Raw genomic sequence first — 26,268 nt, forward strand, 5'->3', positions numbered from 1 at the left:
CCTTTACGAAGAGGTCGTTTTTGATTTTTTTATCACTATTTCCACACGCCGATTTTCCTTCATGTGTTCATTTGTCTTGTTATCCTTCACCGGCTTTGTATCCGCATAACCGACAGCAATAAAGCGCTTGGAGGGAAGCTTCTCTTTAGACGTGAAGTATTGAATCACTCCACTTGCCCGTGCTGCTGATAGCTCCCAGTTCGACGGGTATCGGTATGTCGAAATGTTTCGGCTGTCTGTATGCCCCTCCACCTGAATGTCATTTGGAATTGTTTGAAGAAGAACGGCAATTTGGTGAAGAAGTGTTTCGGCATTTTTCAGCACCTTTGCCTCACCTGTATCAAACAGCACAGCCTCCTGAAGAACGAGCACGACACCGCGTTCATCCCGTTTGGCTGTCATTTGGGCCTTTAAATGATTGTCTTTTATATATGTATTTACTTTCTTGAGAAGCTGATCCTGCTGATCCTCTTGCTTCTTCGTATCAGATGGGGATGTATTCTTTTTTTCTATGGATGTTTGGTCCGGCTGAAGCCCGTTGCCTTCCTTCTGGATCGAGTCCACTGCCGCTTTAAATTTTTGCAGATCGATTTGGGACATCGAAAAGAGTAAAATAAAGAACACAAGGATCAAGGTGATCAAATCTGTAAAGGTTACCATCCAGCTGGATGAAGATTGACTGTTTTTTCCGCTTCCATTCCTTCTTTCAAAACGTTCTCTTCTAAGCTTCATGTACAGATCCCTTTTTTGTTTTTACTTGTTTTGGCTGCTTCTGCCATTCTTCCCGTGAGCTGAAAACGACCAGCTGGCTTTCAAGGTTGCGCGGGTTTTTTCCGGATTGAACACCGATAATCCCTTCCACCATTACCTGCTTGATAAAAATTTCACTTTCTGTTTTCTCTTCAAGCTTAGCCGCGATCGGGTTGAAGACCATATTTGCCAGTAATGAACCATATAAAGTCGTCAGAAGCGCAATGGCCATGTTTGGTCCGAGCATATGCGGGTCATTTAAGTTTTTAAGCATCAGCACAAGCCCGACGAGTGTTCCGATCATTCCCCACGCCGGAGCGAATTCTCCCGCTTTTTCAAAAACTCGCCGCCCTTTTCGGTGCCGTTCCTCCATTGCTGCGATTTCTGAATCCATGACGAGCCGAATCGTTTCTTCATCCCAGCCGTCAATCGCTAAAAGCAGCCCTTTTTTCAAGAATGGATCTTTGATTTCCCGAGCCTGATCATCCAATGATAAAAGCCCGTGTTTTCGCGCGTGATCGGAAAGGGAAACAAAGGTTTTCACAAGATCTTTCACATTGTCTTCCTGGCGGATGAATGCCTGCTTTAACACAGAGGGCGCTTTTTTCAGCTCTCTTGGCGGAAAACTGATAAAAACAGCGGCGCAAAGTCCCCCTGTTACGATGAAGAAAGAGGTCAGATCAAGAAAAGAGCGGAAACCGCTTACTCCAGATCCCGAAATAATCCCGATAACAATAATAATCGTTCCTAACACAAATCCAACAGGTGTAAGATAATCAAAACGTTTCATCATTTCTCCCCATGAAAAAAGCAAGAATTCACCATAAAGGTGAAGCTTGCTCTTTGTTTTTCTTATGACTTGGTTGACTTTCTAAGCTCTATACGGTGCGGCAGTTCGACGATATGCTCTTCAACCGGCTCTTTATTCATGAGCTTCGTCAGCAGTCTCATCGCAACGGCGCCGATATCATATGTCGGCTGAACAACTGTTGAAAGCTGCGGACGAACCATGAGGCTTAATCTTGTATTATCAAAACCGATAATGTCGAGATCCTCCGGAATGGATAAGCCCTGATCCTGAGCGGCATGGATAATGCCGAGTGCCATTTCATCAGTTGCAGAAAGAATGGCTGTCGGTTTTTTATCCAGGCTCATCAGATGCTGCAGTGCTTCGAGTCCGGAATCATATGTGTAATCCCCTTCAGCTACAAATTGTTCATTAAACGGAAGGTTCGCTTCTTCAAGCGCACGTTTGTAGCCTTGGAGTTTTTTTGAACGGTTGATCGGTTCTGCCATTGGTCCGGAAACGAATGCGATGTCTGTATGTCCTTTATCAACCAAAAGCTTCACAGCATCATAAATCGCCTGTTCGTAATCGATAGCGACTGACGGTGTTTCCTCCTGCTCTTCTACAGAAGCGGCAAGTACAATCGGCACTGGAGAACGCTTAAATTCCGCCACATGCTCGTCCGTAATGTTTCCGCCCATAAACACGATGCCGTCCACTTGTTTGCCGAGCATTGTGTTTAACAAGTGCAGCTCTTTCTCCATGTTTTGGTCAGAGTTGCTCAAAATAATATTGTATTTATACATTGTCGCGATATCTTCAATTCCGCGTGCAAGCTCTGAATAGAAAATGCTTGAGATATCGGGAATGATGACACCTACAGTTGTTGTTTTTTTACTTGCCAGCCCTCTTGCCACCGCGTTTGGACGGTAACCGAGACGTTCAATGGCTTCCAAGACTTTTTTCCTCGTTGTCGGTTTTACATTCGGGTTGCCGTTCACGACACGGGAAACGGTTGCCATGCTTACATTAGCTTCTCTCGCTACATCGTAGATCGTAATATTGCTCATCCTAAAACCACTCCTTTTACTGGATACACTTATCCTTATCTATAGCATAAACACTTTATGTAGAGAAATGTCATAATGTCCGAATTTATGTCGTTTATGATTTGTAAGCGTAAGTCAGTAGTGTACATTATTTTTCATTATTCATCAAATTTAATTACTTCTCATGAAATTATACACGTTTTTATAGATGATGAAAACGTATACTTGGTTTTTATAACTAAATAAACGAGAAAGCATAAAAAAAGGCCGCAGGCGCGGCCTTTTGGATTGTTCAATTAAGCGTTGACTTTCACCATTGGCTTCAGTTCATTCAGCCATTTTTCGAATTCAGGAATCGCCATTTGCTGAGCAGAGTCAGAAAGTGCGACTGACGGATCAGGGTGAACCTCAGCCATTACGCCATCAGCACCGATCGCTAAAGCGGCTTTAGCTGTCGGAAGCAAGAGGTCACGGCGGCCTGTTGAATGCGTAACATCAACAAAGACTGGCAAATGCGTTTCTTGTTTCAAAATCGGCACAGCTGAAATATCCAGCGTGTTTCTCGTTGCTGTTTCGTATGTTCTGATACCGCGCTCACAAAGGATAATTTGGTCATTCCCTTGTGACATGATGTATTCAGCAGCATTGATGAATTCAGAGATCGTTGCAGCAAGACCGCGCTTCAGAAGCACTGGCTTTTTCACGGCGCCGGCCGCTTTCAGCAATTCGAAGTTTTGCATGTTGCGCGCTCCGATTTGAATGACATCAATGTAGTCCAGCGCTTCTTCGATATGAGCCGGAGTTACGATTTCACTGATAACCGCCAGATCAAATTCATCCGCTACACGTTTTAAAATTTGAAGGCCTTCAACACCAAGCCCTTGGAAATCGTATGGGCTCGTACGAGGCTTAAAGGCTCCACCGCGCAAAATTTTAATCCCTTGTTTTTTCGCAGCTGCAGCGACTTCAGCTACCTGCTCATAGCTCTCTACCGCACATGGGCCGACAATGAATCTTTGCTGGCCGTCTCCGATTTTTTCGCCTTTGATATCAACAATTGTATCTTCAGGTTTTTTCTTGCGGGAGACAAGCAGCGCTTTGCTGTGATCTTCTTCCTGAAGCTCTAAACCGGCTTTGAATATCTCTTTAAAAATGTGCTGGATGGTTGAATTTTCGAACGGCCCGTCATTGTTTTCAATGATATTGTTTAACATTGTGCGTTCTCTGACAGGGTCAAATCGGTTGACACCCTGTGCTTCCTTCGCTTTACCGATCTCTTTTACAACATTTCCGCGTTCGTTGATTAGTTTTAAAATTTGTAGGTTTAATTCGTCTGCTTTCTGCCTTAAAAGCTCTAACTCTGTGTTGCTCATTTTTTTCATCCTTTCCCTGCACATTCATTTTTTATTTTGTAGTTATCATGCATCTTACTATAAGTAATTCCAAATGGAAATACTGAAATACAAAAAATTTTATAAAAACTCTACTTTATTACCCAAACGCTTTTAAGTGATAAAGTAATCTATGAAGCTATCCTACATGATGTGAGGGCAATGTTCAAGGGTTTTTTACAAAAAAAAGCGCCAGATGATATCTGGACGCTTTTTTCTATGACAAATGCTGCTCAATAGCGGCTTCTGTAATTTGTGAATGTGAGGTATGCCATTTCACTTCACCGTTCTGGATGATGAATATCTGAGGGCTTTCATGCTTGACCCCATATGTTTCTGCAATGAAATTTGACAGCGGCCGGGCTTCTTGTACTTGAAGATAGTAAGCCGGCACATCCTCATGCTGATTTGCAAAGGCATCAAACTCATGAAATGCTGCCTGGCTGATCGGGCATGTGGTGCTGTGTTTAAAGAAGACGAAAACGCCTTCCTGTTCTGCAATCCGTTTAAATTCTTCCTCAGATTGAATAAGCTGTTTAGCCATGACTCAAGCTCTTCCTTCCCTGCTCAGCGATTCAACTGCTCAGCCTGTTTTTGTGCATCTTTCAGTTCGTCTTTTACATCTTCTTTCGTCTGGAGAACTTGATCTTTTGTTTCATCAGCCGCCTGCATCGCTTCTTCCCTCATATCTTGCATTGCAGTCGATGAATCCGTTTTGTCAGATTTGGAACGGTCTCTTAAATCCTTTACCTTGTTCATGATCTGTCCAGACTGATCCGCTACAAGCTGTGTGATGTTGGAAGTTTTGTCTTTTGCGATGCTGACATATTGCGTGCCTTTTTCCTTCGCATCTGCCGTCATTTTATCAGTTTTGTCCCGTAAAGCAACAGCCTGGCTGCCGAGATCGTCGCGAAGTTCTTTACCTGATTTAGGCGCTAGAAAAAGAGCTGTAGTGGCACCGATGATTCCCCCGATTAAAGTTCCGATTAAAAAATCTTTACTATTAATTCCATCTTTGCTCATCATTATTCCTCCTCTTAGTATTTTTTCTCTTACAGGGCTGATTTTTTCTTTTGCTTCCATTTCTCCCAAATTTCCATTGCTGCTTGACTCCATGTGACAACTTGATTGATCTTATCTTGATTTTCTCTAACTGATGCCGATACAGACCCTGCCGCTTGTTTCATGGATGTATTGAACTGCTGTACAGAAGCTCCCACTCCTTGAACAGCATGAACGACCGTGTTCAGCTTTTCTGATTTTTCCTGAATATCTTCAGCCAGGCGGTTGGTCTTATGTAAAAGCTCGGCTGTTTCAGTTGTGATGCCCTTCATTTGTCCCTCCAGCCCTTCAAGAGTGGATGCGACGTTTTTTAGTGTCAGCTGCAATGACTTCAATGTTTTAGACAAGTAGATCACTAATACGAGAAATGCAACTGCGATGAGTGCAACGCTCAAATAAAGAATAATAATCATCTCAAACCTCCTTGCTGCAGGATATACTGCTGTTTACCCGTTTTCTTCAATCATAAACATGTGTACTGGGCTGTATACATACTATTCTCCGTTATGTAAGAAAATCCTTTAATAAGCTTTCCCATCAGATAAATAAAAAGCAGTGAGATCACTGCTTTTTATTATGCCATGACGTTTTCGTAGGCTCTCATATATTTTTGGATATCTCCTGCTCCCATGAAGATGAGAACGGCTTTATCATGAGCTTTTAAAACAGATGTGTCATCTTCTTCAATCAGCTTGGCATTATGAATTTTTCCCTGGAGATCGCCGATCGTCAGCTTTCCGGCATTCTCACGGGCTGAGCCGAAAATATCGCATAAATACACACAGTCAGCGCCGCTCAGGCTTTCTGCAAATTCGTCAAGGAACTGCTGCGTCCGTGTAAATGTATGAGGCTGGAATACTGCGACAATTTCCCGATCAGGATACTTCTGTCTAGCCGCCTCGATTGTCACTTTTATTTCTGTCGGATGATGGGCATAGTCATCAATCAGCACTTGATCCCCAAGCTGCTTCTCATTGAATCTGCGTTTGACGCCCCCAAAGGATTTGAGAGCATGCTTAATGATGCTGGAATCAATTTCTTCATAATGGCATAACGCAATGACCGCCAATGAGTTTAATACATTGTGGTGGCCGTACGCAGGAATATAAAACGTATCATAGAACGTATTGCGGACAAAGACATCAAAAGTTGTCCCTTCCGTGCTTTTTACGATGTTTCTGGCTTGAAAATCATTTTCTTCCCCCGTGCCGTAATACACAACCGGGACGTTTGCATGGATTTTCGGCAGATGCTCATCGTCTCCGCAGGCAATAATGCCTTTGTTGACTTGAAGAGCCATCTCTTGGAAAGCGTCAAATACATCGTCAATGCTTGAAAAGTAATCAGGGTGATCAAAATCAATATTCGTCATAATCGCATAATCTGGCTGATAGCTTAAGAAATGGCGGCGGTATTCGCACGCTTCAAACACAAAGTATTCGCTGTTTTCATTTCCCTGGCCTGTTCCGTCTCCGATTAAGAAAGACGTCGGTTTTGCGTTTTGGATCACGTGAGCCAGCAGACCCGTAGTCGACGTTTTGCCGTGTGCGCCCGTAACGGCAACACTCGTGAATTTTTTCATGTAGTCGCCTAAAAACTTATGATAACGTATCACCGGAATTCCCTCAGACATCGCTTTTTCTATCTCAGGATGCGTGTCTGGGAATGCGTTTCCGGCGATGACTGTCATGCCGGGTTTAATATTTTCCGCGCTAAAAGGAAGAATCGTAATATTTCTTTTTTCAAGCGCTGTTTGCGTAAAAATAAATTTTTCGATATCCGATCCTTGGACAGTATATCCATTATCATGAAGTATTTGGGCAAGCGGACTCATACCGGTCCCTTTTATTCCAACAAAATGATAAACAGTCATAATTGTACCTCCAACAAACGTCTATCTGTTCCCCAGTATATGACGCTCATTTCAATTTGCGACCGCGGCGGCTGAAAAGCCTCCCTTAGCGGCGTATTTTATATGTTTTGTTATGTTTAGTATCAGGTTATTTCTTTCCGATTAAACCCAGATATCAAGATTTGTCTATGCACAGCTGCTGTAAAGCGGATAGCTGTTAAATGCTCTAAACACTATCATACCATGTTTGGTGTGAAAATGAACCCATATTATTCGTTTATTAAATCACTTGCTGTGATCAGCACCTCTCGAGGCTTGCTTCCTTTTGCCTCAGAGATCATGCCTTCCGCTTCCATCATGTCGATCAGCCTTGCCGCACGATTGTAACCGATTCTGAATCTTCTTTGCAGGCTTGAAGTGCTCGCACTGTTTTGCTCTACAACAAACTCACACGCTTCGTAAAACAGTTCGTCCTCTTCTTTCAGGGCTGATCCTTGTCTTACGAGCTCTTCTTGTTCAAATAAATAGGTCGGCGGCATTTGGCTTCTGACGTGGGAAACGACGCGGTCGATTTCCCGGTCTGACACAAAGTTACCTTGCAGACGGACCGGTTTTCCCGATCCGTTTTCCAAAAAGAGCATATCCCCTTTTCCGAGAAGCTTTTCTGCACCGGCTATGTCAATAATTGTTCGGGAATCAACCTGGCTTGAGACAGAAAAGGCGATTCTCGTCGGGATATTCGCCTTAATCAGACCTGTTATGACATCGACTGACGGACGCTGAGTTGCGACGAGAAGATGGATACCGCACGCTCTGGCTTTTTGGGCGATCCGCGCAATGCTTTCTTCCACATCGTTTGGAGCCACCATCATCAAATCTGCAAGCTCATCAATAATGACAACTAAATATGGCAGCTTTTCACCCATTTGGTGTTCAGCGGTTAATTGATTAAAGCGGTCAATGTCGCGGACACCTGAATGGGCAAAAAGCTCATAGCGGCGCTCCATTTCCTCAACGACCCATTTCAAAGCAGCTGTAGCCGCTTTAGCGTCAGTAATGACCGGGCTGACGAGGTGAGGAATTTTATTGTAAGGGGCCAGCTCTACCATTTTCGGATCAATCAGCAGCACCTTTACCTCACTCGGGTCAGCTTTATAAAGCAGGCTGACTAATATTGTATTGATGCATACGCTTTTTCCGGAGCCTGTAGCGCCGGCAATCAAGCCATGCGGCATTTTCTTCAAGTCGATAACAACAGGATTTCCTGAAATATCTAATCCCAGCGCAGCTGTGAGCGGTGACTTGCTTGTCCTGAAAGCTGAGCTGCGAATCATTTGGCGCAAATCAACCACCTTGCTCGTGCGGTTCGGCACTTCAATTCCGATCGTGTTTTTCCCCGGAATCGGCGCTTCAATCCGAATATCTCTCGCTGAGAGACTGAGTTTAATATCATCGGACAAGTTGGTGATTTTATTCACCTTTACACCCGGTTCAGGATGCACTTCAAATCTCGTGACAGACGGACCCTGGGTTACATGGACCACATTGGCGCGGACATTGAAGTTTTTCAAGGTCAAATCAAGAAGCTGACGCTGTTCTTCGATCCACGCAGCATCATCTTGAACCTGCGCTGGCGGGACATCAAGCAGTGCAACATTCGGAAATACATAGCTGCCGCGGCGCTCCTCTGCTTTTTGCTGTTTATGCGTATCTCTTTTCAGCATCATCACATTAAAAGGAACGGATGGCCCTTTTTGAGAAGATGCGCTTTGTTCAGTCCTTTTCTCCTGTACACCAGGCCTTTTTTTCGGCTCTTCTGAAGCTTCGCGAGGTTTGTCTGCGCGAATTTCCTGCCGGTTTTCAAGAGTTGCAGTAAACGATTTGGAACCCTGCTCCAAGCATTCAGTTTTCTCAAGCTCTGTATGGCTGTCTGGCTGAACATCTATCTTCGTTTCCTGAGCCTCTCCCAGGGTGTCATAATGATTATTTATTATGCTTTCTGATGGCTCTACTGATTCTTTTGCCACAGTTTCTGCTTGAGCCAGAGCCTCTGATGAATACTCATGATCAGTAAATAAAGGCTCTTCCTGACGAATGTCCATTTGTTCTTCTTGAACGAACGGGGACTCAGCACCTTCTGCCGCGTTTTCATGGTGATTGTATACTGGGCTGTCTGACGGCTCTTTTGCTTTTTCATCCTCAGATACTGACTCAGTCTGAGATTCAGGAGCTGTTTGCTCTTCATCATGTTCAGCGGAGAAAACAGGCTCTTCAATTTTCTCTGGCTGCTGCTCCCTTTGTTCTTCCTTAGCCGTTGCAGGCTCTTCGCGGCCTACTTCACTGTCTGAAAGCCCTTCAGCCGCCGTATCTGTGAGCATCTCAGGCGGTGTTTGCTTTTCGGCATGTTCAGCTGGGAAGGAAGGCTCCTCTTTTTCCGGCTGTTGAACGCCTGACTCAAATGGCACTTTGTTACCTGACGGCTCGGCTGGCCGTTTCGCCAGCGCCTCATCATGCTCCGTTTCCTTTCTGTTTAAAACGCCAGAAGGCTGTTTTTTAAATTGGGTATCCGGGAAGAAAGGACTTTCTTTTTTGGAATGCGCCTGTGTGTCTGAAGCAGGATAGCCGCGTTCACGTTCGATCTCTTCTGACAGCAGTGTTACCTTCTCTTTTACCGATTTATCCGGTTCGTTCAATGTTTCAGAAGGCTTTTTCGGCACATCCTTTTTAACAGATGGTTTTTGATTGAATCCATAGACAGGCGAAGGGATATTTGTCGGTTTAAACGGTTTCTTCGCCGGCTCTGCTGCTTGATATGTATGCTGCTCTTCTTCATTTCTGGGACGCTCTCTGTAAGGTGCAGCACTTGGACGAGGCGCGGATTTCGGTTCGTCCGATGGTGTGCGGCGCCTTCTCAGGTCATGATTTTTGTATCCGTCAGGCACGACTGGAAAACGGAATTTGCCTTTTGGATATTCATAATATATTTTAGGATCTTCCAATCTTTTTAATTGTCCTTCAGGATGATGTACTTCTTGTTGCTGCGGAATTTGAGCGGGTTTTGTCTCCCGTTCAGCATCCTCTTCGCTTTCGCCTAAAAACAAATCAAAAAATTTATGAAGCCAACTCATAATTTATCTCTAACTCCCTTATAGTTTTCTGGGACGGTTTTTAGTATACCACTGCTGGTCGGCCCAGAAAAGATTAAGCTATCAGCAGAAACAAAGCCGCTAAACAAGGGCTTAGCGGCTTTTCACATGATTCGTTTTTTTTGGCGGATTTATGGGAGTCTAAAACTGAAATGCGTCTCCCGCCTCATAGTCTCCTTCTAACACAAGGATTCCTTTTTCAGCAGGGGCATCCGGCAAATCAAGCTCTTTCGCTGAGCAGATCATCCCGCTTGACGGAACGCCGCGAAGCTCTGCATCCTTAATGACAAGTCCGCTAGGCATCACAGCACCGACTTTGGCAACGACAACTTTTTGGCCTTGGTCAACGTTAGGCGCGCCGCAGACGATCTGAAGCGTTTCTTCTCCTACGTTGACTTTACATACGCTTAATTTATCCGCATTCGGATGTTTTTCTTTTGATTCTACATACCCCACAACAAACTTCGGAGATAAATCAACGACTAATGTTTCTTCAACGCCGTTTCTGTTTAAAATCTCATTCACATCTTGCACGAATGTTTCTGAGAGCGCAACAGGGCCGTTTTCATCAATGGTCAAGTAAGAAGACGCGTTGAAAATGTTGAAGCCCGTTGTTTCTTTTGTTTCGTTATTGAAAATTTTGACGACGTCGCCGTGTTTTTCATAGCCTAATTGTTCGCGTGTCACATCTTGAAGAGAGATCAGGAGCGTGTCTCCCACACCTTCTTTATTATAAAAAGCGTTCATAAGTAAAAATCCTTTCTAATCCTTTTTCGGACGGCTTTTCGCCAGGATAAACACCGGTTCCAGCTTTCCTTCATTGTACAAAAATGAAAGGGCGGTAATCGGGACGGTGCCGCCTGCAAAGAAGCTCATCGACATTTGTCCTAGAATATCATACCCCGATTCATTCCGGATGTCAGCAAGAATCAAAACGTCCTGATGAGGAACAGAGATCGCCAGCTCCCCTTCTGCATGCTGCTTATACTCATTTAAGATCGCTTCGTTCAAAATCCGGCTTGCGTCGTATCCGTCGTTTGCCCTGAAGAAATAAAAGTAATTGCCGGCAACCGTATCCTCTTTAACAACCGTCGGCAGGGAACGGAGATTAAATGCGGCCGTCTCTCTGATCCGCTCTTTTGTCCAGTTTTCTTTCTCAAGCATGCGCTGGTCAATTAAACGGTAGGTTTTCCCGAGATCGAGCGCGTAATAAATTCTTGTCTCTGCGGTATGATCGTCATAAATGAGCGGGATATCTTCGCTGGACTTGTCTGGGAAGGAAGTCGAGCGGATGACCGGATAAATGCGAGTTTCTTTCCCGGTCATTTCCTGAGCCTTCCCTTCCATTGCCGTCATCGCTTCGGAGACATAGTACACGATCTCATCAATGGCTTCGTCTTTTTTCAGTTCCCATTTTGCAATAATCGGCGGCAAATCGAGTGTAATCCCTTTTTTAGTCGTTTGATCCTCAACACGGAGGGTGTCTTTTTCTCTGTCAAACAGAAAGGAGCGATTCTCGTGCTGAAGGCGCTGCTTCAGTATATCTGACAGCTTCCTTGAGGTCATTTTCAAACCGATGTCCTCCTTTACGCTTTAGCGAGAGAGTCTGTTAAAAACTGTTCAATTTCTTCTTTTGTTTTGCGGTCTTTGCTCACAAAACGATTTACTTCTTTTCCTTCATTAAACACCACAAAGCTTGGGATTCCGTAAATTTCCCACTCTGCACATGTATCAATGAATTTGTCACGGTCTACGTAGTAGTAGGTGAATTCAGGGAAATTCGCTTCCAATTCAGGCAGGAAAGGCTCTACAAAACGGCAATCCGGGCACCAATCGGCTGAAAACATAAATACAGACCAATCATCCTTTACCGCTTTTTCCAGCTCTTGAGTTGATTCAATTTTTTTCATTTCATATCCCTCCAGTTGTTTATGTTCTTACATGTTTTTTATCGATACTCGTCCATTTGGATCATACCAAACTGCTTGAGGCAAAACCACTTATATGCAACGAATGAATATGTAAGATTGGCTTTCCCATTATCATTATCATATTTTATTTGCATTATCAAGCTCGTTTCGTTTAACATCGTGTACATGAGGGTAAAATTTACAGATGGACATACATAAGGAGGGATTTTTATATGGAGTTTATCGTCTATTTAGCAGGAGAAATCCACAGCAATTGGCGCGAGGAAATTAAAGAAAAAACAAAATCACTGAAGCTCCCGATTACGTTTGTTGGCCCAATGGAGAATCATGACCGCTCAGACAATATTGGTGAAGAAATTATGGGCGTACAGCCAAATGCCGTTTTAAAGGATGACAAAGCCTCTGACATCAACAACTTCAGAACCGCCGTCCTGATGAATAAAGCAGACTTTGTGATCGCCCTGTTTGGCGAAAAGTACAAACAGTGGAACACAGCAATGGATGCATCATATGCGATCGCAAAAGGAAAACCCCTGATTATCATCCGGCCGGAATCGCTCCACCATCCTTTAAAAGAGCTTTCCAATAAAGCGAATATTACGGTTGAAACCGTTAACCAAGCCATTAAGGCCCTTTCCTATCTATTTGAAACAGAATAAGAAAAAAGCTTGTCGATCCGAGCTTACTGCTCGTTCAACAAGCTTTTATGAAACCTACATATTTTCTTTAATCGCATCCACCGTCTGCTTATCGCAGGCTGTTACAAGTTTGATGAGCATTTCTTTAGCAGCAGCATAATCATCAATATGAATGATAGAAGCGTTTGTATGAATATAGCGGGAACATATTCCGATAACCGCTGACGGCACACCGCTGTTCGAAATATGAACCTTGCCTGCGTCTGTTCCCCCGCCGGATACAAAATATTGATATGGAATATCATGCGTTTCAGCCATATCAAGAACGAATTCCCTCATTCCGCGATGCATGACTGTCGTTCTGTCAAGAATGCGCAGCAAAAAGCCTTTTCCAAGCTGGCCGAATTCATTTTTGTCTCCGCTCATATCGTTTGCCGGGCTGGCGTCAAGGGCGAAAAACAAGTCCGGTCTAATCATATGAGAAGCCGTCTGCGCGCCCCTTAGCCCTACTTCTTCCTGAACCGTTGCACCCGCATAGAGTGTATTCGGAAGCTCTTTACCGTGTAATTCCTTCAGAAGTTCAATGCTTAAGCCGCATCCATATCTGTTATCCCATGCTTTTGATAAAATTTTCTTTTCATTCGCCATCGTCGTAAACGGACAAACAGGCACAATCTGCTGTCCCGGTTTAATGCCGATTTTGATGGCGTCTTCCTTATCATCCGCTCCAATGTCGATCATCATGTTTTTGATATCCATCGGACGGTTTCGCTGCGCATCTGTCAATAAATGCGGCGGTATGCTTGAAATCACACCCGGAACCGGCCCGTTATCTGTTTGAATTTCAACCCGCTGCGCAAGCAAAACCTGGCTCCACCAGCCTCCGAGCGTCTGGAACCTGAGCAGCCCGTTGTCTGTAATGGATGTCACCATGAAGCCGACTTCGTCCATGTGCCCGGCTACCATAATTCTCGGTGCGTCCTCTGCGCCTCGTCTGACTCCGAAAACACTTCCCAGTCTGTCCTGAACGATGTCATCGGCATATTTGGCTAGCTCCTGCTTCATAAAAGCACGAACCTGATGCTCATTGCCCGGCGCGCCGGGAAGCTGCGTCAGTGTTTGGAAAAGCGCTTTCGTTTCTTGATTCATGTTTTCCCCTCATTTCTATGTAGTCCTTTTATTTTATTAGAAACAATGAAGTTTTCCAAGCACCCTGACCCAATCTGCTCGATCAGCCGCGTATTGCTTAACAGGATTTGGCTGTTTCTGTATAATGAAAAGTACGATCAACCAGGAGGTGCTTTATTTTGAAATTGCGTCATCTTCTTTTAGGAGCAGGACTTGGAATTTGTACGGCTGTCGTTGTGAAACAATATGTGATGAAGCCTTATATTTCTTCAGAAAAAGCGCTTCGAATTGTAAAATCTGCTTTTAAGCAGCGGGGCCCGATTGACGGATCATGGATTTACACCCAGCCGGAGCCTTACAATATTAACGGAGAAACGGTACAGGTATACAAAACCGGCATTACACGATCAGCTTTCGGAGAATTAGAACAGTATGAAGTCATGGTGGATGCGAAAACGGGAGAAATTGTTGATGTCATTGATACAATCGCCTCTTAACACCGGACAAGCAAAAAATAGAAGCCGCTGCCTATGCAGCGGCTCTTTTTTATTATATCGCGCGAATCGGTTTGTATACCGGATACCACATCGCATCCTGCACTGCCTGTATAATGTCTTCAGGCTCTTCCGTAGCGACGCCTTCCTTCATTGCGGTTTTTGCAACTTCAACAGCAACGGTTGCCGAAACAGTGCGCAAATCTTCAACTTTTGGAAGCATCGGCGCGCCAGGCACCCCGACATTGACCATACCTGCGATTGCCCGGGCACATGCTTCAAACATGCCGTCGGTAATTAATTTTGATTTGGTAACAATCGTTCCAAGACCGAGACCAGGGAAGACAAGCGCGTTGTTTGCCTGCCCGATATGATACGTAACTCCGTTATATTCAACTGGCGGGAACGGGCTCCCTGTCGTGATCAGCGCACGGCCTTCTGTCCATTCGATTAAATCCTCCGGTTTTGCTTCAGAAAGGGTTGTCGGATTTGACATTGGCAAAATCGCCGGCCGTTTCACATGTGACGCCATTTCTTTTACAATTTCTTCAGTGAAAGCGCCGGAAACTGTAGATGTGCCGATCAGGATCGTCGGTTTCGCCTGCCGGACCACTTCAAGAAGATCAATGCCTCCGCCGTCTCCGTTCCGCTGATAATCCTTCACTTCATCAGCCGAACGGGCATACGGCTTTTGGAAATCAAGAAGCTGATCCATATCATCTGTTAACAGCCCGTTTCTGTCTATGCACCAGAAGCGCTTGTATGATTCTTCTTCACTCAGTCCCTCGCGCACCAATGCTTCCCGCAGCTGTTCGGCAATTCCGATTCCTGCCGTTCCCGCTCCGAATATAACAACTCTGTGATCCCTCAGCGGAACTTTAGACGCTTTTGCACAGGATAAGACTGCGGCCAAAGAAACAGCTCCAGTTCCTTGGATATCATCATTGAAGGTACACACTTTATCTTTATAGCGTTTCAAAATGCTTCGCGCGTTTTTCGCCCCGAAATCCTCCCAATGCAGCAATGCATTCGGAAATGTTTCTCTCGCAAGCGCAACGTAGTCGTCAATAAATTGGTCATAGCGTTCGCCGCGCACTCTGGAATGCTGGTTGCCGACATAAAGCGGGTCGTTCAAGAGGCTCTCCTGATTTGTCCCCGCATCTAAAACAACAGCCAGCACTCTGCTCGGATCAATGCCCGCAGCCGCTGTATAAACCGCCAGCTTGCCAATAGAAATCGCGATTCCTCCGACGCCCCAGTCACCGATTCCTAAAATTCCTTCCGCATCAGTGGCAACAATTAAATCGATCGTATCGCTTTGATCTTTATACTGTTTAAATGCTTCTTTCATACCGTCCGGGTCATCGATTGACAGATAGAGCCCTCGTGGTTTTCTGTATTCATGGCTGTATCTCTGGATTGCCGTTCCGACTGTCGGTGTGTAGACAATCGGGAGCATTTCCCCTAAATGGTCATTTAACAGGCGATAAAACAGCGTTTCATTCCGATCGTGCAGCGCCGTTAAATAGACATTTTTGCTCAAATCGTCAGGCTGTGCGGAATATTGTTCATACGCTCTTTTCGCCTGATCATCAATTGTTAATACCTTGGGCGGCAGAAAGCCTTTTAAACCAAGTTCTTTTCTTTCTTCCTCAGTAAAAGCAACACCTTTGTTCAAAAAAGGAACAGAGAGCACTTCAAGGCCTCTTAATGTTGTTTGAATGTCTCCTTCGTTTGTTACTTTGAATTGTTTCACCCTGCCTCTTCCTTTCTGAGCATAATTAGTACTAGGTTTGCATTATTAGCCGGAAAACATGCAGGGTAAACATAAAAATATGCTATTGCTTCATTCGCTTGACTGAATCTTTGATGCTTCCGTCCTCCTCCCATTGAAGGGCGCGATACTCGGCATCATGATAAAAAATAAACCAAGCGTCTTTTTCTGCTGCGAACGCCTGCCATTTCTGCTTTTGCGGGATAGAGGTCATCGGATAATCATCGTAAGCCAGCACCCATAGCGGATTGCGGTGGGCATGTGTCGGCATCAGATCTGCCATATGTACGGCAGTTTCACCCACATCCTCGCATATCAGGACACTGTGTCCGTCGCTATGGCCTCCGGTGTGATGCATTGTAATACCCTCTGTGATCGTTAAGGTGTCTTCAAAGGTTTTGACTTGGCCAGCTACAGCCTCCCAATTTTCTTTCCAATACGTATTTTTCGACCTGATATTCGGATGGCGCATTTCGTCCCATTCAACAGCAGATGTATAAATCACTGCATTCGGAAAGACAGAGACGAGCCGTTCACCTTCATACTCCGTTAAACCGCATGCATGATCAAAATGAAGGTGTGTCATTGCGATCACATCTATATCGGCAACCGTTAATCCGAGTGCAGCTAATGAGGGTTTCACATTCGACTCTTGTGTCACGCCATAGTTTCGTTTTTGTTTATCAGTCAGCTTGCCGGACCCAATTCCGGCGTCAACGATGATATTGAGCCCATCCTTTTGAATCAAAATAGGGTCTGTCCTTAGTTCAATCTGGTTTTTTTCATTGACTGGATATTTTTTAGACCAAAGCGGCTTTGGCACAACGCCGAACATGGCGCCTCCGTCCATATGCGTCACGCCTCCGTCAAGCCAGGTCAACGTGATGTTTCCAATTTTCATTGTTTCCATTTTCATCCCCCCTGTCATCATGGTAGCAAACGGCCCATAAAAAAAACAGACTCCTGTCAGAGTCTGTCTTTACGTTCTCCATTCAACCTCAGCCCGATAGATCGGCTGGCCGAGTGCAGAGAATTTTTCTTCATATTCTGTCATAATATTGCCTTCGAGATTGCTGTTATGCAAATCAAGACTGACGTATGTCAGCAGGAGGCCGTACTCAGAGAAGCTCTTCAAAGAGTACTCAAACAAACCTCGGTTGTCCGTTTTAAAATGAATCGCTCCGCCTTTGCCCATTACTTCTTCATATTTTTTGAGGAAGTGGGAATATGTCAGGCGGCGTTTTTCATGCCGTTTCTTCGGCCAAGGATCAGAAAAGTTCAAGTAGACCCGTTTCACTTCCCCCGGCTCAAACACATCCGTCAGCGTGTCCGCATCTATATTCAGAAGCTTTACATTCTGCGCTTCGCTGTCTTTTACTTTTTGGACGGCTGTTACGATGACGCTTTTAAATAACTCAATACCAATATAATTGATGTCGGGATTTTGTTTGGCCATACCAGAAATAAATTGGCCTTTTCCTGTACCAACCTCGATATGTATCGGATTGTCGTTGCCAAACACTGTGTTCCATTTCCCTTTATAATCAGCAGGATTGCTGATGGCAATATCTGCGTTTTCAGCCAAAAAGTCATCAGCCCAAGGCTTGTGGCGCATTCTCATATGATTGACACCTCTATCTATTATTTCGACTAACAACATACCATGAATTAAAAAGACCCGCAAGCTCGTTTTTCCAGTGTATCTCTCTTAAGGCCGAGCGCATAAAAAAAGAGGGTCCCGTCTGCTGGAACACTCCTTTCACATGTATAAAAACGCTCTGTTTTGAACAATTTAACCCGTATGATACTGAAGGGATGTGTACCGTTATGGGTTTACATTATGAGCATCAAGTTCATTTATTGAAGGATATCTTGACTGACCATCAATTGGACTGCTGCGGAACAGTCGCAGAGTACGAGCAGCTTGAGCGTGTGATTAAATCACTGATGGCAAACACCGAGCTTGATTCAAATTTCAAAAACGTGCTTGAAGATGTTTACCGCTACAGCCAATCAGGAATATCGTCCAAATCCATCGACTCACACATACAAGAGCATCAGAACAGCCTGTCTCAATGGGTAGAGCAAATGGATTCGTATTCCTGATTAATCAACAATTCGTTTCATGAGGATATGCAGCTCTTCCATTGCATCATGAAATTCCTTGTCATTGCCTTTTGCTTTATGCCAGGCAATGAAAGTAATTGTTTCAGATAACACATACCAAGCCATTCGCAACCGAAGGCTTTCTGTCAGCTCTATGCCGTACATGCTCAGCCAGCTCTCCCAAGCTGGCTTTTCGACGTAGTGGTACAGCAAAGGCCCGAGGTCCATCGCCGGATCAGCGATCATGGCGCCGTCCCAGTCAATTAAATACAGCTGGTTGTCTTCAGACAATAGCCAGTTATTATGATTGACATCACAATGGCAAACGACTTTCTCACCGAAATGCACTTCATGCAGGTGTTCTTCCAAATACTTGATCCCTTCTTGAATCAGCGGCGAAGATTGCTGCACAGCAAATACAGCCTGCTTCAGCTGAGACAAAAGAGCCCCCGGGTTCAGCGGTTCTTTTCCAAGTCTCTTCAGCATGTCCAGCAAGGCTTTTGATGTGTGTATTTTACGAAGCAATTCAGCAACGGGCCGTCCGCTCATGTCTTTAGGCTTCAGCTCTCTGCCGGTCATCCAGTGCTGGGCCGTAATGACGTCCCCATTTTCCATCCGTTTTGTCCAAACCAGCTTCGGAACAATGCCTTCGGCGGATAAAACAGCTAAAAAAGGTGAGCTATTACGTTTTAAAAAAAGCTGCTGCCCGTTATGTTTCGCATAATATGCATCTCCTGTAGCTCCTCCGGCGGGGAAGATCTCCCAATCGCTACCTAGTAATTGTCCCAACCAGTTCATATCAATGTTCAACCCATCATTTCTTAAAATATTTTAGAATTAAGGCTAATCGTCTCTAGTCTATCCAGCGAATGCCTTTTTCGTACGAATCGTATAAAAATAAAAAAGACAGCTATTGAGAGTCTCATATGCTAATCAATAGCCGTCCTTTAAATTTTAGCGCTATAGCACAAACTTCGTCAAGCAAAACTCTTAAGATCTGATGCTAAATATAAGATAACCGTTCCGATGCCGTTTACTGCAACCGTTTTCTTGATTTCTGTTGGGTCTTCCTGAAATCCTGATGGATCACATAAAAGCCGATAAGGTATGTCGTTTGGCAGCCTCCACTCGACGGAGTCTGGACTCGCGTGATGGATAACAATGATATCTTTCCATTCGTCAACCTCGTCAAGATCATAAAGCCTGTATGCGATAAGGTGTTCTTTTAGCGTCAAGCATTCAAGATGGCGCTGGATGTCTGCAGCGGACCTAAGACGGAATGCAGGATGCGCTTTTCTCAGCGAGATCAGCCTGCGGATATAGTGAACATCTTCTTTGAATGTTTCACGGCGATCCCAGTCGAGCTGGTTGATGCTGTCACTGGATTGATAGCTGTTTTCCACTCCCTGCTTCGTCCGGAAAAATTCCTGGCCGCTGTGAATAAACGGCACCCCTTGGGCAAGCAAAATAATCGCGGCTGCAAGCCTTTGCCTGCTTCGCTTTCGGCTGTCATTTTCTTGAGGAAGCGCAAAGCTCATTTTATCCCAAAAGGTGTGATTGTCGTGTGATTCGACATAATTGATGGACTGGCTTGGTTCCGGAACAATCGGTGCTAATGCCTTCCATCCGGAAGACCCGGCAATTCCATGCATCACAGCTTGTGCTGATTCACCGCTGCCGAGCGCAAACCCTGCTGCCTTAAGGTGAAAGGTGTTCCCTTTTACAGCGTCACGAAACATATCATTAAAAAAGCCGATGCCCGGCATTCTTGGCGCGTTCGCCAAAGCAGCTTTCTGTTCATGCGGCAGCGGTGTAGCCAGATCCCACCCTTCTCCAAAAAGCAGGATTCCGGGCTTTGCCTTAGTTGCTTTCTCTTTCATATAAAGCACGGTGTCAATATCTAAAATCCCGAGGAGATCAAAGCGGAAGCCGTCAACATTGTATTCTTCAAGCCAATAGACCACGCAATCCGCAATGAATTTTCTTGCCATCCTTCTTTCTGATGCAATATCATTGCCAACGCCGGTGCCGTTTGATGGCATCCCACATTCGTCGTGCCGGAAAAAATAACCGGGCACTGTCTTTTCAAAGGGGGAATTCTCCCTCTTATACACATGGTTAAAAACAACATCCAGAATGACTCGCAGACCGTGCTGATGCAGGGTATTGATCATTTGTTTCAGCTCTGTTTTTCTCGTTTGAGGATCATGAGGGTTTGAGGCATAGCTTCCCTCCGGGGCAAAGAAATGAAGCGGGTTATATCCCCAATTGTATGCATCAAGCGGCTTCTCTTCATCAACTCCGGCAAAATCATTCACCGGCAGAAGCTCCACATGTGTAACACCAAGCTCTTTTACATACGCCAGTCCCGAAGAACTGCCATTTGCGGTTTGTGTATCAGTTTCCGTTAATGCTAAGTATTTTCCCTTGTTTATCATGCCGCTGTTTTCATGGATGGAGAAGTCGCGAAGGTGCGTCTCATAGATGACGGCATCCACAGGGTGTGAGAATGGTTTAAGAGGAGCAGTCCATTTCATTTGATCCGGGCGCAAGACGACGCCCTTCTCTCCATTTACAGTCACAGCCTTGGCATACGGGTCAACGGTTTCCATCCATTCTGAATTGTTGCAGATGCAAAACAAATACTCATATCCGTGAAGGTCACCTGTGACCGTAACGGCATAGACGCCTTTTTCCAACCGAGTCATTTGGAATGTGCGCCCGCTTTTATTGGGGTGTGAAAGCTTGACAGCAGCTGAGGTTGCAGCAGGCGCCCATACTTTAAATACGGTATGATCCGCGGTATAAACGGCGCCCAGCTCTCCGTCATAATAAAATTCGTCATCAAACGCTGCCGTCCGGATGACCGCGCCAATTTGGAGATCCGTTTTGTGGCCGCTGGATGCTCTGACGCAATGGATTTTTCCAAATGTCACAGGATGGTCGGATACGCAGACGTACTTGTATTTTGCTTCAAGGGAGTATTCCTCCCTGACAGCCAGAGGAAAATCTGTTATTTCTGTCTCAAGCCGAAACGGCGGTGTCATGATTTCCTTTTGTTCAGCAGGAATCAGAACAGTAATGATATTCATGTCATCGACATACGCTTCGAAGCTGCGGCGGATGCTGACCATCGGAAGCTCTCTCCTTCAAACACGTTTATGTTTTGATCCTTAGGGGTGAAGGACTAGAAGCCAGACGAAACGGGGTAGTGCCCATGATTTCTCCGTCAGCATGGAACGGGATTTTGTCCTTCGTGTAAAATGTAATGTCCTTCGCTTTAAACATCGTAACGCCATCCATCTTTGTATGTTTTCCAAATGCCATGAGACATAAAAGCCAATATTTTTTCAAAAACGGCTGGTTTTCAACGATTACAATATCAAATGTCTTCTCGCGCGGATTTGCTAGGGGCGCCGCCTTCATGCCTCCCCCGTAAAACGGATGGTTGGATACAACGGCAAACCAGACATCATGAAATTCGAGCGTCTCGTCTTCCGTCGTACAAGCTAACGTAAACGGCTTAAAGGTTGCCGAAGCGTGCAAATGAGAAAGCGGATACACAAGAAATCGAAGGCGGAGAAAAAGAAAAACCCGTCTCAACGGAAATTCCATCGCCTTTTTATTGACATATGCGTCAAACCCGATCCCGATATGATTCATAAAATAAAGAATCTGTGATTTATCCTGAAGGAAATTGACGCTCCCTAAATGAAAGGTTCTTGTTAACGGGCGCTTTACCTTCTTGATTTCCTGTATCAGATCGATTTTTTTAATAGAGAATCCTCGCGAAAAATCATTATATGCGCCCGCCGGCACAAAGCTCAGCTCAATATCGTCAACATCTTTCAGCCCGTTGACAACTTCATGCATGGTTCCGTCTCCGCCAATGACGATCAGGCGCTTCAGCTTATATTCTTGTATCGTTGAAATCTGTCTGGCGAGCACCTCGGCGTGTCCCGGATGTTCAGTTAAAAATGAACGGTGCTCAACCTTTCGTTTGATCAATTCTTTTTGAATGGACTTCCAAACACGCAGGCCGTTTCGATGTCCTGCTGTCGGGTTAATAATAAAAAACCAATGGCTCATCTTTCTCACCTGCTTATGTTATGAGAAAACCGCTCAAATCGTTCTCTTTTACTCCAGCCACTCCTGTCTGCGATAGGAGTCAGACATGCAGTAAGACAATAGAGCCTTTGCAGCCTTTACCTGATGATGTTTGATCGGAGCAGTGTTTTTCTTCTGCCGCTCAATCCATTCTTCCGCGCTCCGCTTATCCGCTATTTCTAAGCCGTATGGCGGCTCCGGGTAATCGATGTACGACGTTCTGCTCAGAAGCAATTTTCGAACCGGAATCTCAGCCTGTTTTTCCTTTACGATCTTTGACACAACCGAGTCCGTACGAAACAGGCTAAGCCCTGGATTTAACACTGATGCAGTCTGAGAGGCTGTTTTCTTGTCCCAAAAACGATTTTTAGACCCTATGTAGACACTGTCTTCCTCAGCCTCTAAAAAAGAAACGCAATAAATTTCCAGAGGAGAAATAATCACAATGCTTAATTCAACCGCCGCCTGCTGAATTTTCAGCACAGGCTTATACATAATAAAATAAGAATCAGGCAGCTGCTGGGTCAGATAACGCAAAATGCGGTCCTGCTTCACCTGGTTTGAGAGTTGAGATATTTCTGAAAGAGTAGAGCTTGCCCATTTGAGCTGAAAATCATATAAATGTCTTTTATAAAAAGAAGCAAGCGCCACCCTGCTCTTCGGGAGCCTTACATGAATATCTTCTTCGTCCTCAAACCATTGGTGTCTCTCTTCTTGTATATCGGCTTTTATCTCTTCTTTTCTTCTTTTCAATGAAAATTTTTTTCGTTTCTGCACCGGTTCCGGTTCTTCAGCACTGGCTTGCCTTTCTTCATGCTGTCGCTCCGCTGCTTCTACTAGTGAAAGCCAGCGCTCTTTTTTCAGACGTACAAACTGGTTGATATAATGGTACGGATCAAGCTCATATCTTGATATATAATCATGAATTTTGATGATTTGTGCCATGTTTGTTTCTCCACTCCGCAATGAATTAAGATAATTGAAATTTGAATATTTCCTCGTATTTTGGTGATTGGTTCAAGTGTATTTGAAAGAGCGAAAATCGTTCAGCCATCAACGAAACTTCGCCGCTTTCAAACGGAACATGAGCTGGAAATCCATTTTCGCCTGTCCATTTTCTTGCCAGCGTCATATGAGGATGATACGGTCTTTTTTCCACTTGAAAGCCGGCCTGAAGTACAGCCTGCTTCGTATGTTCCCGCAGTCTATCAAGCGTTTTGTTTTTCTTTGGCTCCAGATGTAAAACGCGCGGCCTTCTGCGGTCGCCGAATACATCTATCTTGTCAAACTCAATTGAAAATGGGTCAATTTCTGAAGCAATCTCTGCTAGCGAACCTTCAAGCTTCTTTATTTGTGTCTCATCCGCCGCTCCGAGAAAAATTAACGTGATATGATAGTCAAGCGGGTGCACCCATTTTTGAAACGTCAATATCGGTTCGTTTTTCGCAGCCTGGTAGATCGGATTTGCAATTCCCTCAGGTATGGGAACGCCGATGAAATAATGAGGCCGTATATCTAGCATCCGTCTGACACTCCCTTCTTTGACAGCTATTATTTTATCAATAAAGAGGCTGTGCGGATAGAGGAACAGTGTATGAAAACACTCTCGCACAAACGTTTATTATGTTAGGATATTATATGACACTTGTTTTATTCAGAAAGGAATGACAATGTTGAAAATCGTTGCAAACACAGCTGATCTGATAGGAGATACACCGCTAGTGAGATTGAATCGGCTTCAGCCGGAAAATGCGGCACAAGTCTATTTGAAGCTTGAATTTTTCAATCCGAGCGGCAGTGTGAAAGACAGAGCCGCTTATCAAATGATCATAGAAGCTGAACAAAACGGTTTACTCAAGCCGGGATCAGTTATTATAGAGCCGACAAGCGGAAATACCGGAATCGGGCTCGCCATGAATGCGGCAGCACGCGGATATAAAGCAATCTTAGTTATGCCTGATACGATGACGAAGGAACGGATCAACCTACTTAAAGCTTACGGTGCAGAGGTTGTGTTAACTCCCGGAGAGGAAAGAATGCCGGGCAGCATCAAAAAAGCGAAGGAGCTTGCCGAACAAATTCCGAACAGCTATATTCCAATGCAGTTCGATAACACTGCTAATCCTGATGCGCACCGGAAAACAACAGCGCCTGAAATCGCCCGGGCAATAGAGGAAATCGGAAAACCGCTCGGCGCTTTTGTCGCCTCCTCCGGAACGGGCGGAACCATTACCGGAACAGGTGAGGCGCTCAAAGAGCTTTTTCCGGATATCACGGTTCATGTTGTTGAGCCAGCGGGTTCGCCTGTATTATCCGGCGGAAAACCTGGCGCGCATAAACTTGTAGGAACGAGCCCAGGCTTTATACCGCCGATTTTAAATGAAGACGTTTATGATGAAATTATCAAAATCTCTGATGAAGACGCGTATACGACGACAAGACGGCTTGCTGCTGAAGAAGGAATTCTTGTCGGTCCTTCATCAGGCGCTGCCTGCTTCGCGGCAATCGAAACAGCGAAACGCCTCTCTCCTGACAAAGTTGTGGTCTGCATGACAGCTGATACAGGAGAACGGTACTTATCAACTGATTTATGGTCATTTATTTAAAAAAAGGACTGGCTTCAGCAGAAGCCGGTCCTTTTATTTTGCAAGCTCGTAAATGGCCTGAGCATATAACGCTGTCGATCTCAGCAGGTCATCAATTTCGATATATTCATCCTTTTGGTGTGCGCTGTCAGGGCGTCCGGGGAACAGCGGGCCGAACGCGACACCGGCTTTTAAGGATCTCGCATATGTCCCCCCGCCGATTGAGATTAAGTCAGCTTTTTTACCCAGCTGGCCTTCATAAACCTTTTGCAGGGTTTTGACTAACGGATGATCTGCGGACACGTGATGCGGCTTGCTGTCTTTGAATTCTCCCAGATCAAATTCAGATGCACTTTCGAATGCATCGCGAATCGCTTTGCTTTCTGCTGTCACAGGATAGCGGATATTGATCCCGAGCTCGCCTCCTTGCCCTTCTTTATAGCGCAGTGTTCCGACATTTAATGTCAGCTCACCGCTGATTTCATCCTCACAGTCGATGTCCAGTTTTTTTCCTCTTGTATCACCTGAGAACTTATCTGTCACAACTTGCACAAACCGCTTTCCTGCATCGTCAAGCTCAGTCTGCTGGAGAAATTCGCACAATAAAATACCGGCATTGATCCCATTGTTCGGTTCCATCGCATGGCAGGAAAGACCGTACATACGCAAAATGAGCTGTCCGTTCTCTATTGCAGCTTCCCCTTTTTGGTCCGTCGTGCGGAGCATGTCTTTAAATGAAGACAGAATCTCTTCATTTTTCGGCCCTTCAATGACAGCTTCCGCAGCATCAGGCACCATGTTCAAACGAAGGCCTGATTGAAACGAGACAAGCACTGCCTTTGGTTCTGCTTGATTTGGACGGTGTGGAATAAGTAAAGAAGCATCGATGATCCCTTTTTCCGCATTAATGATCGGAAAATCGGCGTCAGGCGCAAAGCCCATTGTTGGCATTTCTTCATGCTTGAAATAATGCTCTACGCATCTCCAATCGCTTTCTTCATCTGTTCCGATAATCATTCTGACTCGCTTGGACAGGGGCAGATTCATGTCTTTCACGATTTTCAGCGCGTAGAATGCCGCCATTGTCGGGCCTTTGTCATCAATGGCGCCCCTTGCATAAATCCGTCCGTTGCGGATTTCAGCTGAAAATGGATCACTCGTCCACCCATCTCCCGGCGGCACGACGTCAACATGGCAAAGTACGCCGATAATGTCATCGCCCTCCCCCCATTCAATATGACCTGCAAAGCCGTCAAGATTTTTTGTTGTAAAGCCTTCTTTTTCTCCAAGCTCCAGCAATGAAGTCAGGCTGGCGTTTACCCCTTCTCCAAACGGTTTACCGGGTCCGGCGGTTGTTTCGTCCATGACACTGTTGATTCTCAAAAATTCCTGCGTATCACGAATTAAATCCTCTTTTTTTCTGATCACTTCAACTTCCCAGTTCATAATGATCCCCTTTCCGCAAGAA

Annotated in this window: 27 protein-coding genes; 4 read left to right on the forward strand and 23 right to left on the reverse strand. The window is 45.0% G+C overall.

Annotated features, from left to right (window positions below; all coding sequences use genetic code 11):
- Window positions 1-3: 3 nt before the first annotated feature.
- The 13 genes from motS to M1D65_RS14560 all read right to left on the reverse strand — a co-directional run bounded on the left by motS (window position 4) and on the right by M1D65_RS14560 (window position 12,102).
- Window positions 4-732 carry a flagellar motor protein MotS gene (gene motS / locus M1D65_RS14500; protein WP_003229290.1) on the reverse strand — a complete coding sequence of 243 codons (729 nt, stop codon included), beginning with the start codon at window positions 730-732 and terminating at the stop codon, window positions 4-6.
- Complete coding sequence (gene motP / locus M1D65_RS14505) at window positions 722-1,540, reverse strand: flagellar motor protein MotP (protein WP_014477672.1); 819 nt, start codon at window positions 1,538-1,540, stop codon at window positions 722-724. The genes motS and motP overlap by 11 nt, the downstream gene beginning before the upstream one ends.
- Before the next feature lie 62 nt (window positions 1,541-1,602).
- Window positions 1,603-2,607, reverse strand: a complete 1,005-nt coding sequence (gene ccpA / locus M1D65_RS14510) for a catabolite control protein A (RefSeq protein WP_003229285.1) — start codon at window positions 2,605-2,607, stop codon at window positions 1,603-1,605.
- A 275-nt stretch (window positions 2,608-2,882) separates the two neighbouring features.
- On the reverse strand, window positions 2,883-3,959 hold the full coding sequence (locus M1D65_RS14515) for a bifunctional 3-deoxy-7-phosphoheptulonate synthase/chorismate mutase (protein ID WP_003223454.1): 1,077 nt from the start codon (window positions 3,957-3,959) through the stop codon (window positions 2,883-2,885).
- Between the two features lie 235 nt (window positions 3,960-4,194).
- The gene (gene ytxJ, locus M1D65_RS14520; RefSeq protein ID WP_015251445.1) at window positions 4,195-4,521 is read right to left on the reverse strand and encodes a bacillithiol system redox-active protein YtxJ; all 327 of its coding nucleotides are present in this window, start codon (window positions 4,519-4,521) and stop codon (window positions 4,195-4,197) included.
- A gap of 23 nt (window positions 4,522-4,544) precedes the next feature.
- A complete protein-coding gene (locus M1D65_RS14525) occupies window positions 4,545-5,000 on the reverse strand; it encodes a YtxH domain-containing protein (RefSeq protein ID WP_004398549.1) in 456 nt (151 codons plus the stop codon).
- Window positions 5,001-5,029: 29 nt separating this feature from the next.
- Complete coding sequence (locus M1D65_RS14530; RefSeq protein ID WP_003229276.1) at window positions 5,030-5,452, reverse strand: DUF948 domain-containing protein; 423 nt, start codon at window positions 5,450-5,452, stop codon at window positions 5,030-5,032.
- A 161-nt stretch (window positions 5,453-5,613) separates the two neighbouring features.
- On the reverse strand, window positions 5,614-6,912 hold the full coding sequence (gene murC / locus M1D65_RS14535) for a UDP-N-acetylmuramate--L-alanine ligase (RefSeq protein WP_003229274.1): 1,299 nt from the start codon (window positions 6,910-6,912) through the stop codon (window positions 5,614-5,616).
- Between the two features lie 248 nt (window positions 6,913-7,160).
- Window positions 7,161-10,019: a DNA translocase SftA gene (gene sftA, locus M1D65_RS14540; protein WP_456270602.1), complete on the reverse strand. Its 2,859-nt coding sequence runs from the start codon at window positions 10,017-10,019 to the stop codon at window positions 7,161-7,163.
- A gap of 159 nt (window positions 10,020-10,178) precedes the next feature.
- Complete coding sequence (gene ytpR, locus M1D65_RS14545) at window positions 10,179-10,784, reverse strand: YtpR family tRNA-binding protein (RefSeq protein ID WP_003229269.1); 606 nt, start codon at window positions 10,782-10,784, stop codon at window positions 10,179-10,181.
- Between the two features lie 15 nt (window positions 10,785-10,799).
- Window positions 10,800-11,609 (reverse strand): DUF1444 domain-containing protein, encoded by an 810-nt coding sequence (locus M1D65_RS14550; RefSeq protein ID WP_009967991.1) that lies wholly within the window; start codon window positions 11,607-11,609, stop codon window positions 10,800-10,802.
- Window positions 11,610-11,623: 14 nt separating this feature from the next.
- Window positions 11,624-11,947 (reverse strand): thioredoxin family protein, encoded by a 324-nt coding sequence (locus tag M1D65_RS14555; RefSeq protein ID WP_003229265.1) that lies wholly within the window; start codon window positions 11,945-11,947, stop codon window positions 11,624-11,626.
- A 38-nt stretch (window positions 11,948-11,985) separates the two neighbouring features.
- Window positions 11,986-12,102 carry a hypothetical protein gene (locus M1D65_RS14560; protein WP_004399150.1) on the reverse strand — a complete coding sequence of 39 codons (117 nt, stop codon included), beginning with the start codon at window positions 12,100-12,102 and terminating at the stop codon, window positions 11,986-11,988.
- Between the two features lie 78 nt (window positions 12,103-12,180).
- Here M1D65_RS14560 and M1D65_RS14565 point away from each other — a divergent pair, with 78 nt between their 5' ends.
- Window positions 12,181-12,627: a YtoQ family protein gene (locus M1D65_RS14565; RefSeq protein WP_003229263.1), complete on the forward strand. Its 447-nt coding sequence runs from the start codon at window positions 12,181-12,183 to the stop codon at window positions 12,625-12,627.
- Between the two features lie 54 nt (window positions 12,628-12,681).
- Here the strand turns inward: M1D65_RS14565 and M1D65_RS14570 are convergent, their stop codons facing one another.
- Entirely contained in the window at window positions 12,682-13,755 is a 1,074-nt protein-coding gene (locus tag M1D65_RS14570; protein WP_276353296.1) for a M42 family metallopeptidase, read from the reverse strand.
- Between the two features lie 158 nt (window positions 13,756-13,913).
- Here M1D65_RS14570 and M1D65_RS14575 point away from each other — a divergent pair, with 158 nt between their 5' ends.
- The gene (locus tag M1D65_RS14575; protein WP_014477682.1) at window positions 13,914-14,231 is read left to right on the forward strand and encodes a PepSY domain-containing protein; all 318 of its coding nucleotides are present in this window, start codon (window positions 13,914-13,916) and stop codon (window positions 14,229-14,231) included.
- Window positions 14,232-14,283: 52 nt separating this feature from the next.
- On the opposite strand, the gene M1D65_RS14580 is transcribed toward M1D65_RS14575, so the two are convergent.
- The 3 genes from M1D65_RS14580 to trmB form a co-directional block, all read right to left on the reverse strand.
- Window positions 14,284-15,984: an NAD-dependent malic enzyme gene (locus M1D65_RS14580; RefSeq protein ID WP_014480576.1), complete on the reverse strand. Its 1,701-nt coding sequence runs from the start codon at window positions 15,982-15,984 to the stop codon at window positions 14,284-14,286.
- Between the two features lie 82 nt (window positions 15,985-16,066).
- Complete coding sequence (locus M1D65_RS14585) at window positions 16,067-16,912, reverse strand: YtnP family quorum-quenching lactonase (RefSeq protein ID WP_172861580.1); 846 nt, start codon at window positions 16,910-16,912, stop codon at window positions 16,067-16,069.
- Between the two features lie 69 nt (window positions 16,913-16,981).
- The gene (trmB, locus tag M1D65_RS14590) at window positions 16,982-17,623 is read right to left on the reverse strand and encodes a tRNA (guanosine(46)-N7)-methyltransferase TrmB (protein ID WP_021480321.1); all 642 of its coding nucleotides are present in this window, start codon (window positions 17,621-17,623) and stop codon (window positions 16,982-16,984) included.
- Between the two features lie 206 nt (window positions 17,624-17,829).
- On the opposite strand from trmB, the gene M1D65_RS14595 reads away from it, so the two are divergent.
- Window positions 17,830-18,108 (forward strand): YtzH-like family protein, encoded by a 279-nt coding sequence (locus M1D65_RS14595; RefSeq protein ID WP_003237926.1) that lies wholly within the window; start codon window positions 17,830-17,832, stop codon window positions 18,106-18,108.
- Here the strand turns inward: M1D65_RS14595 and M1D65_RS14600 are convergent, their stop codons facing one another.
- From M1D65_RS14600 to thpR, 5 genes are all read right to left on the reverse strand, one after another.
- Window positions 18,109-18,906 (reverse strand): phosphotransferase family protein, encoded by a 798-nt coding sequence (locus M1D65_RS14600; RefSeq protein ID WP_009967993.1) that lies wholly within the window; start codon window positions 18,904-18,906, stop codon window positions 18,109-18,111.
- A gap of 179 nt (window positions 18,907-19,085) precedes the next feature.
- The gene (gene pulA / locus M1D65_RS14605) at window positions 19,086-21,242 is read right to left on the reverse strand and encodes a type I pullulanase (RefSeq protein WP_349611911.1); all 2,157 of its coding nucleotides are present in this window, start codon (window positions 21,240-21,242) and stop codon (window positions 19,086-19,088) included.
- Between the two features lie 25 nt (window positions 21,243-21,267).
- Window positions 21,268-22,197, reverse strand: a complete 930-nt coding sequence (locus M1D65_RS14610) for a YegS/Rv2252/BmrU family lipid kinase (RefSeq protein ID WP_021480323.1) — start codon at window positions 22,195-22,197, stop codon at window positions 21,268-21,270.
- 48 nt (window positions 22,198-22,245) lie between these two features.
- Window positions 22,246-23,160, reverse strand: coding sequence for a hypothetical protein (locus M1D65_RS14615; protein WP_003229241.1), 915 nt, complete (start codon window positions 23,158-23,160; stop codon window positions 22,246-22,248).
- 25 nt (window positions 23,161-23,185) lie between these two features.
- Window positions 23,186-23,737: an RNA 2',3'-cyclic phosphodiesterase gene (gene thpR, locus M1D65_RS14620; protein WP_456270603.1), complete on the reverse strand. Its 552-nt coding sequence runs from the start codon at window positions 23,735-23,737 to the stop codon at window positions 23,186-23,188.
- A 148-nt stretch (window positions 23,738-23,885) separates the two neighbouring features.
- On the opposite strand from thpR, the gene cysK reads away from it, so the two are divergent.
- Complete coding sequence (cysK, locus tag M1D65_RS14625; protein ID WP_003229237.1) at window positions 23,886-24,821, forward strand: cysteine synthase A; 936 nt, start codon at window positions 23,886-23,888, stop codon at window positions 24,819-24,821.
- Window positions 24,822-24,854: 33 nt separating this feature from the next.
- Here cysK and pepV read toward each other — a convergent pair whose 3' ends face one another.
- Complete coding sequence (gene pepV, locus M1D65_RS14630) at window positions 24,855-26,246, reverse strand: dipeptidase PepV (protein ID WP_029318264.1); 1,392 nt, start codon at window positions 26,244-26,246, stop codon at window positions 24,855-24,857.
- Window positions 26,247-26,268: the final 22 nt, after the last annotated feature.

It is taken from the genome of Bacillus sp. JZ39 (genome assembly GCF_053903145.1).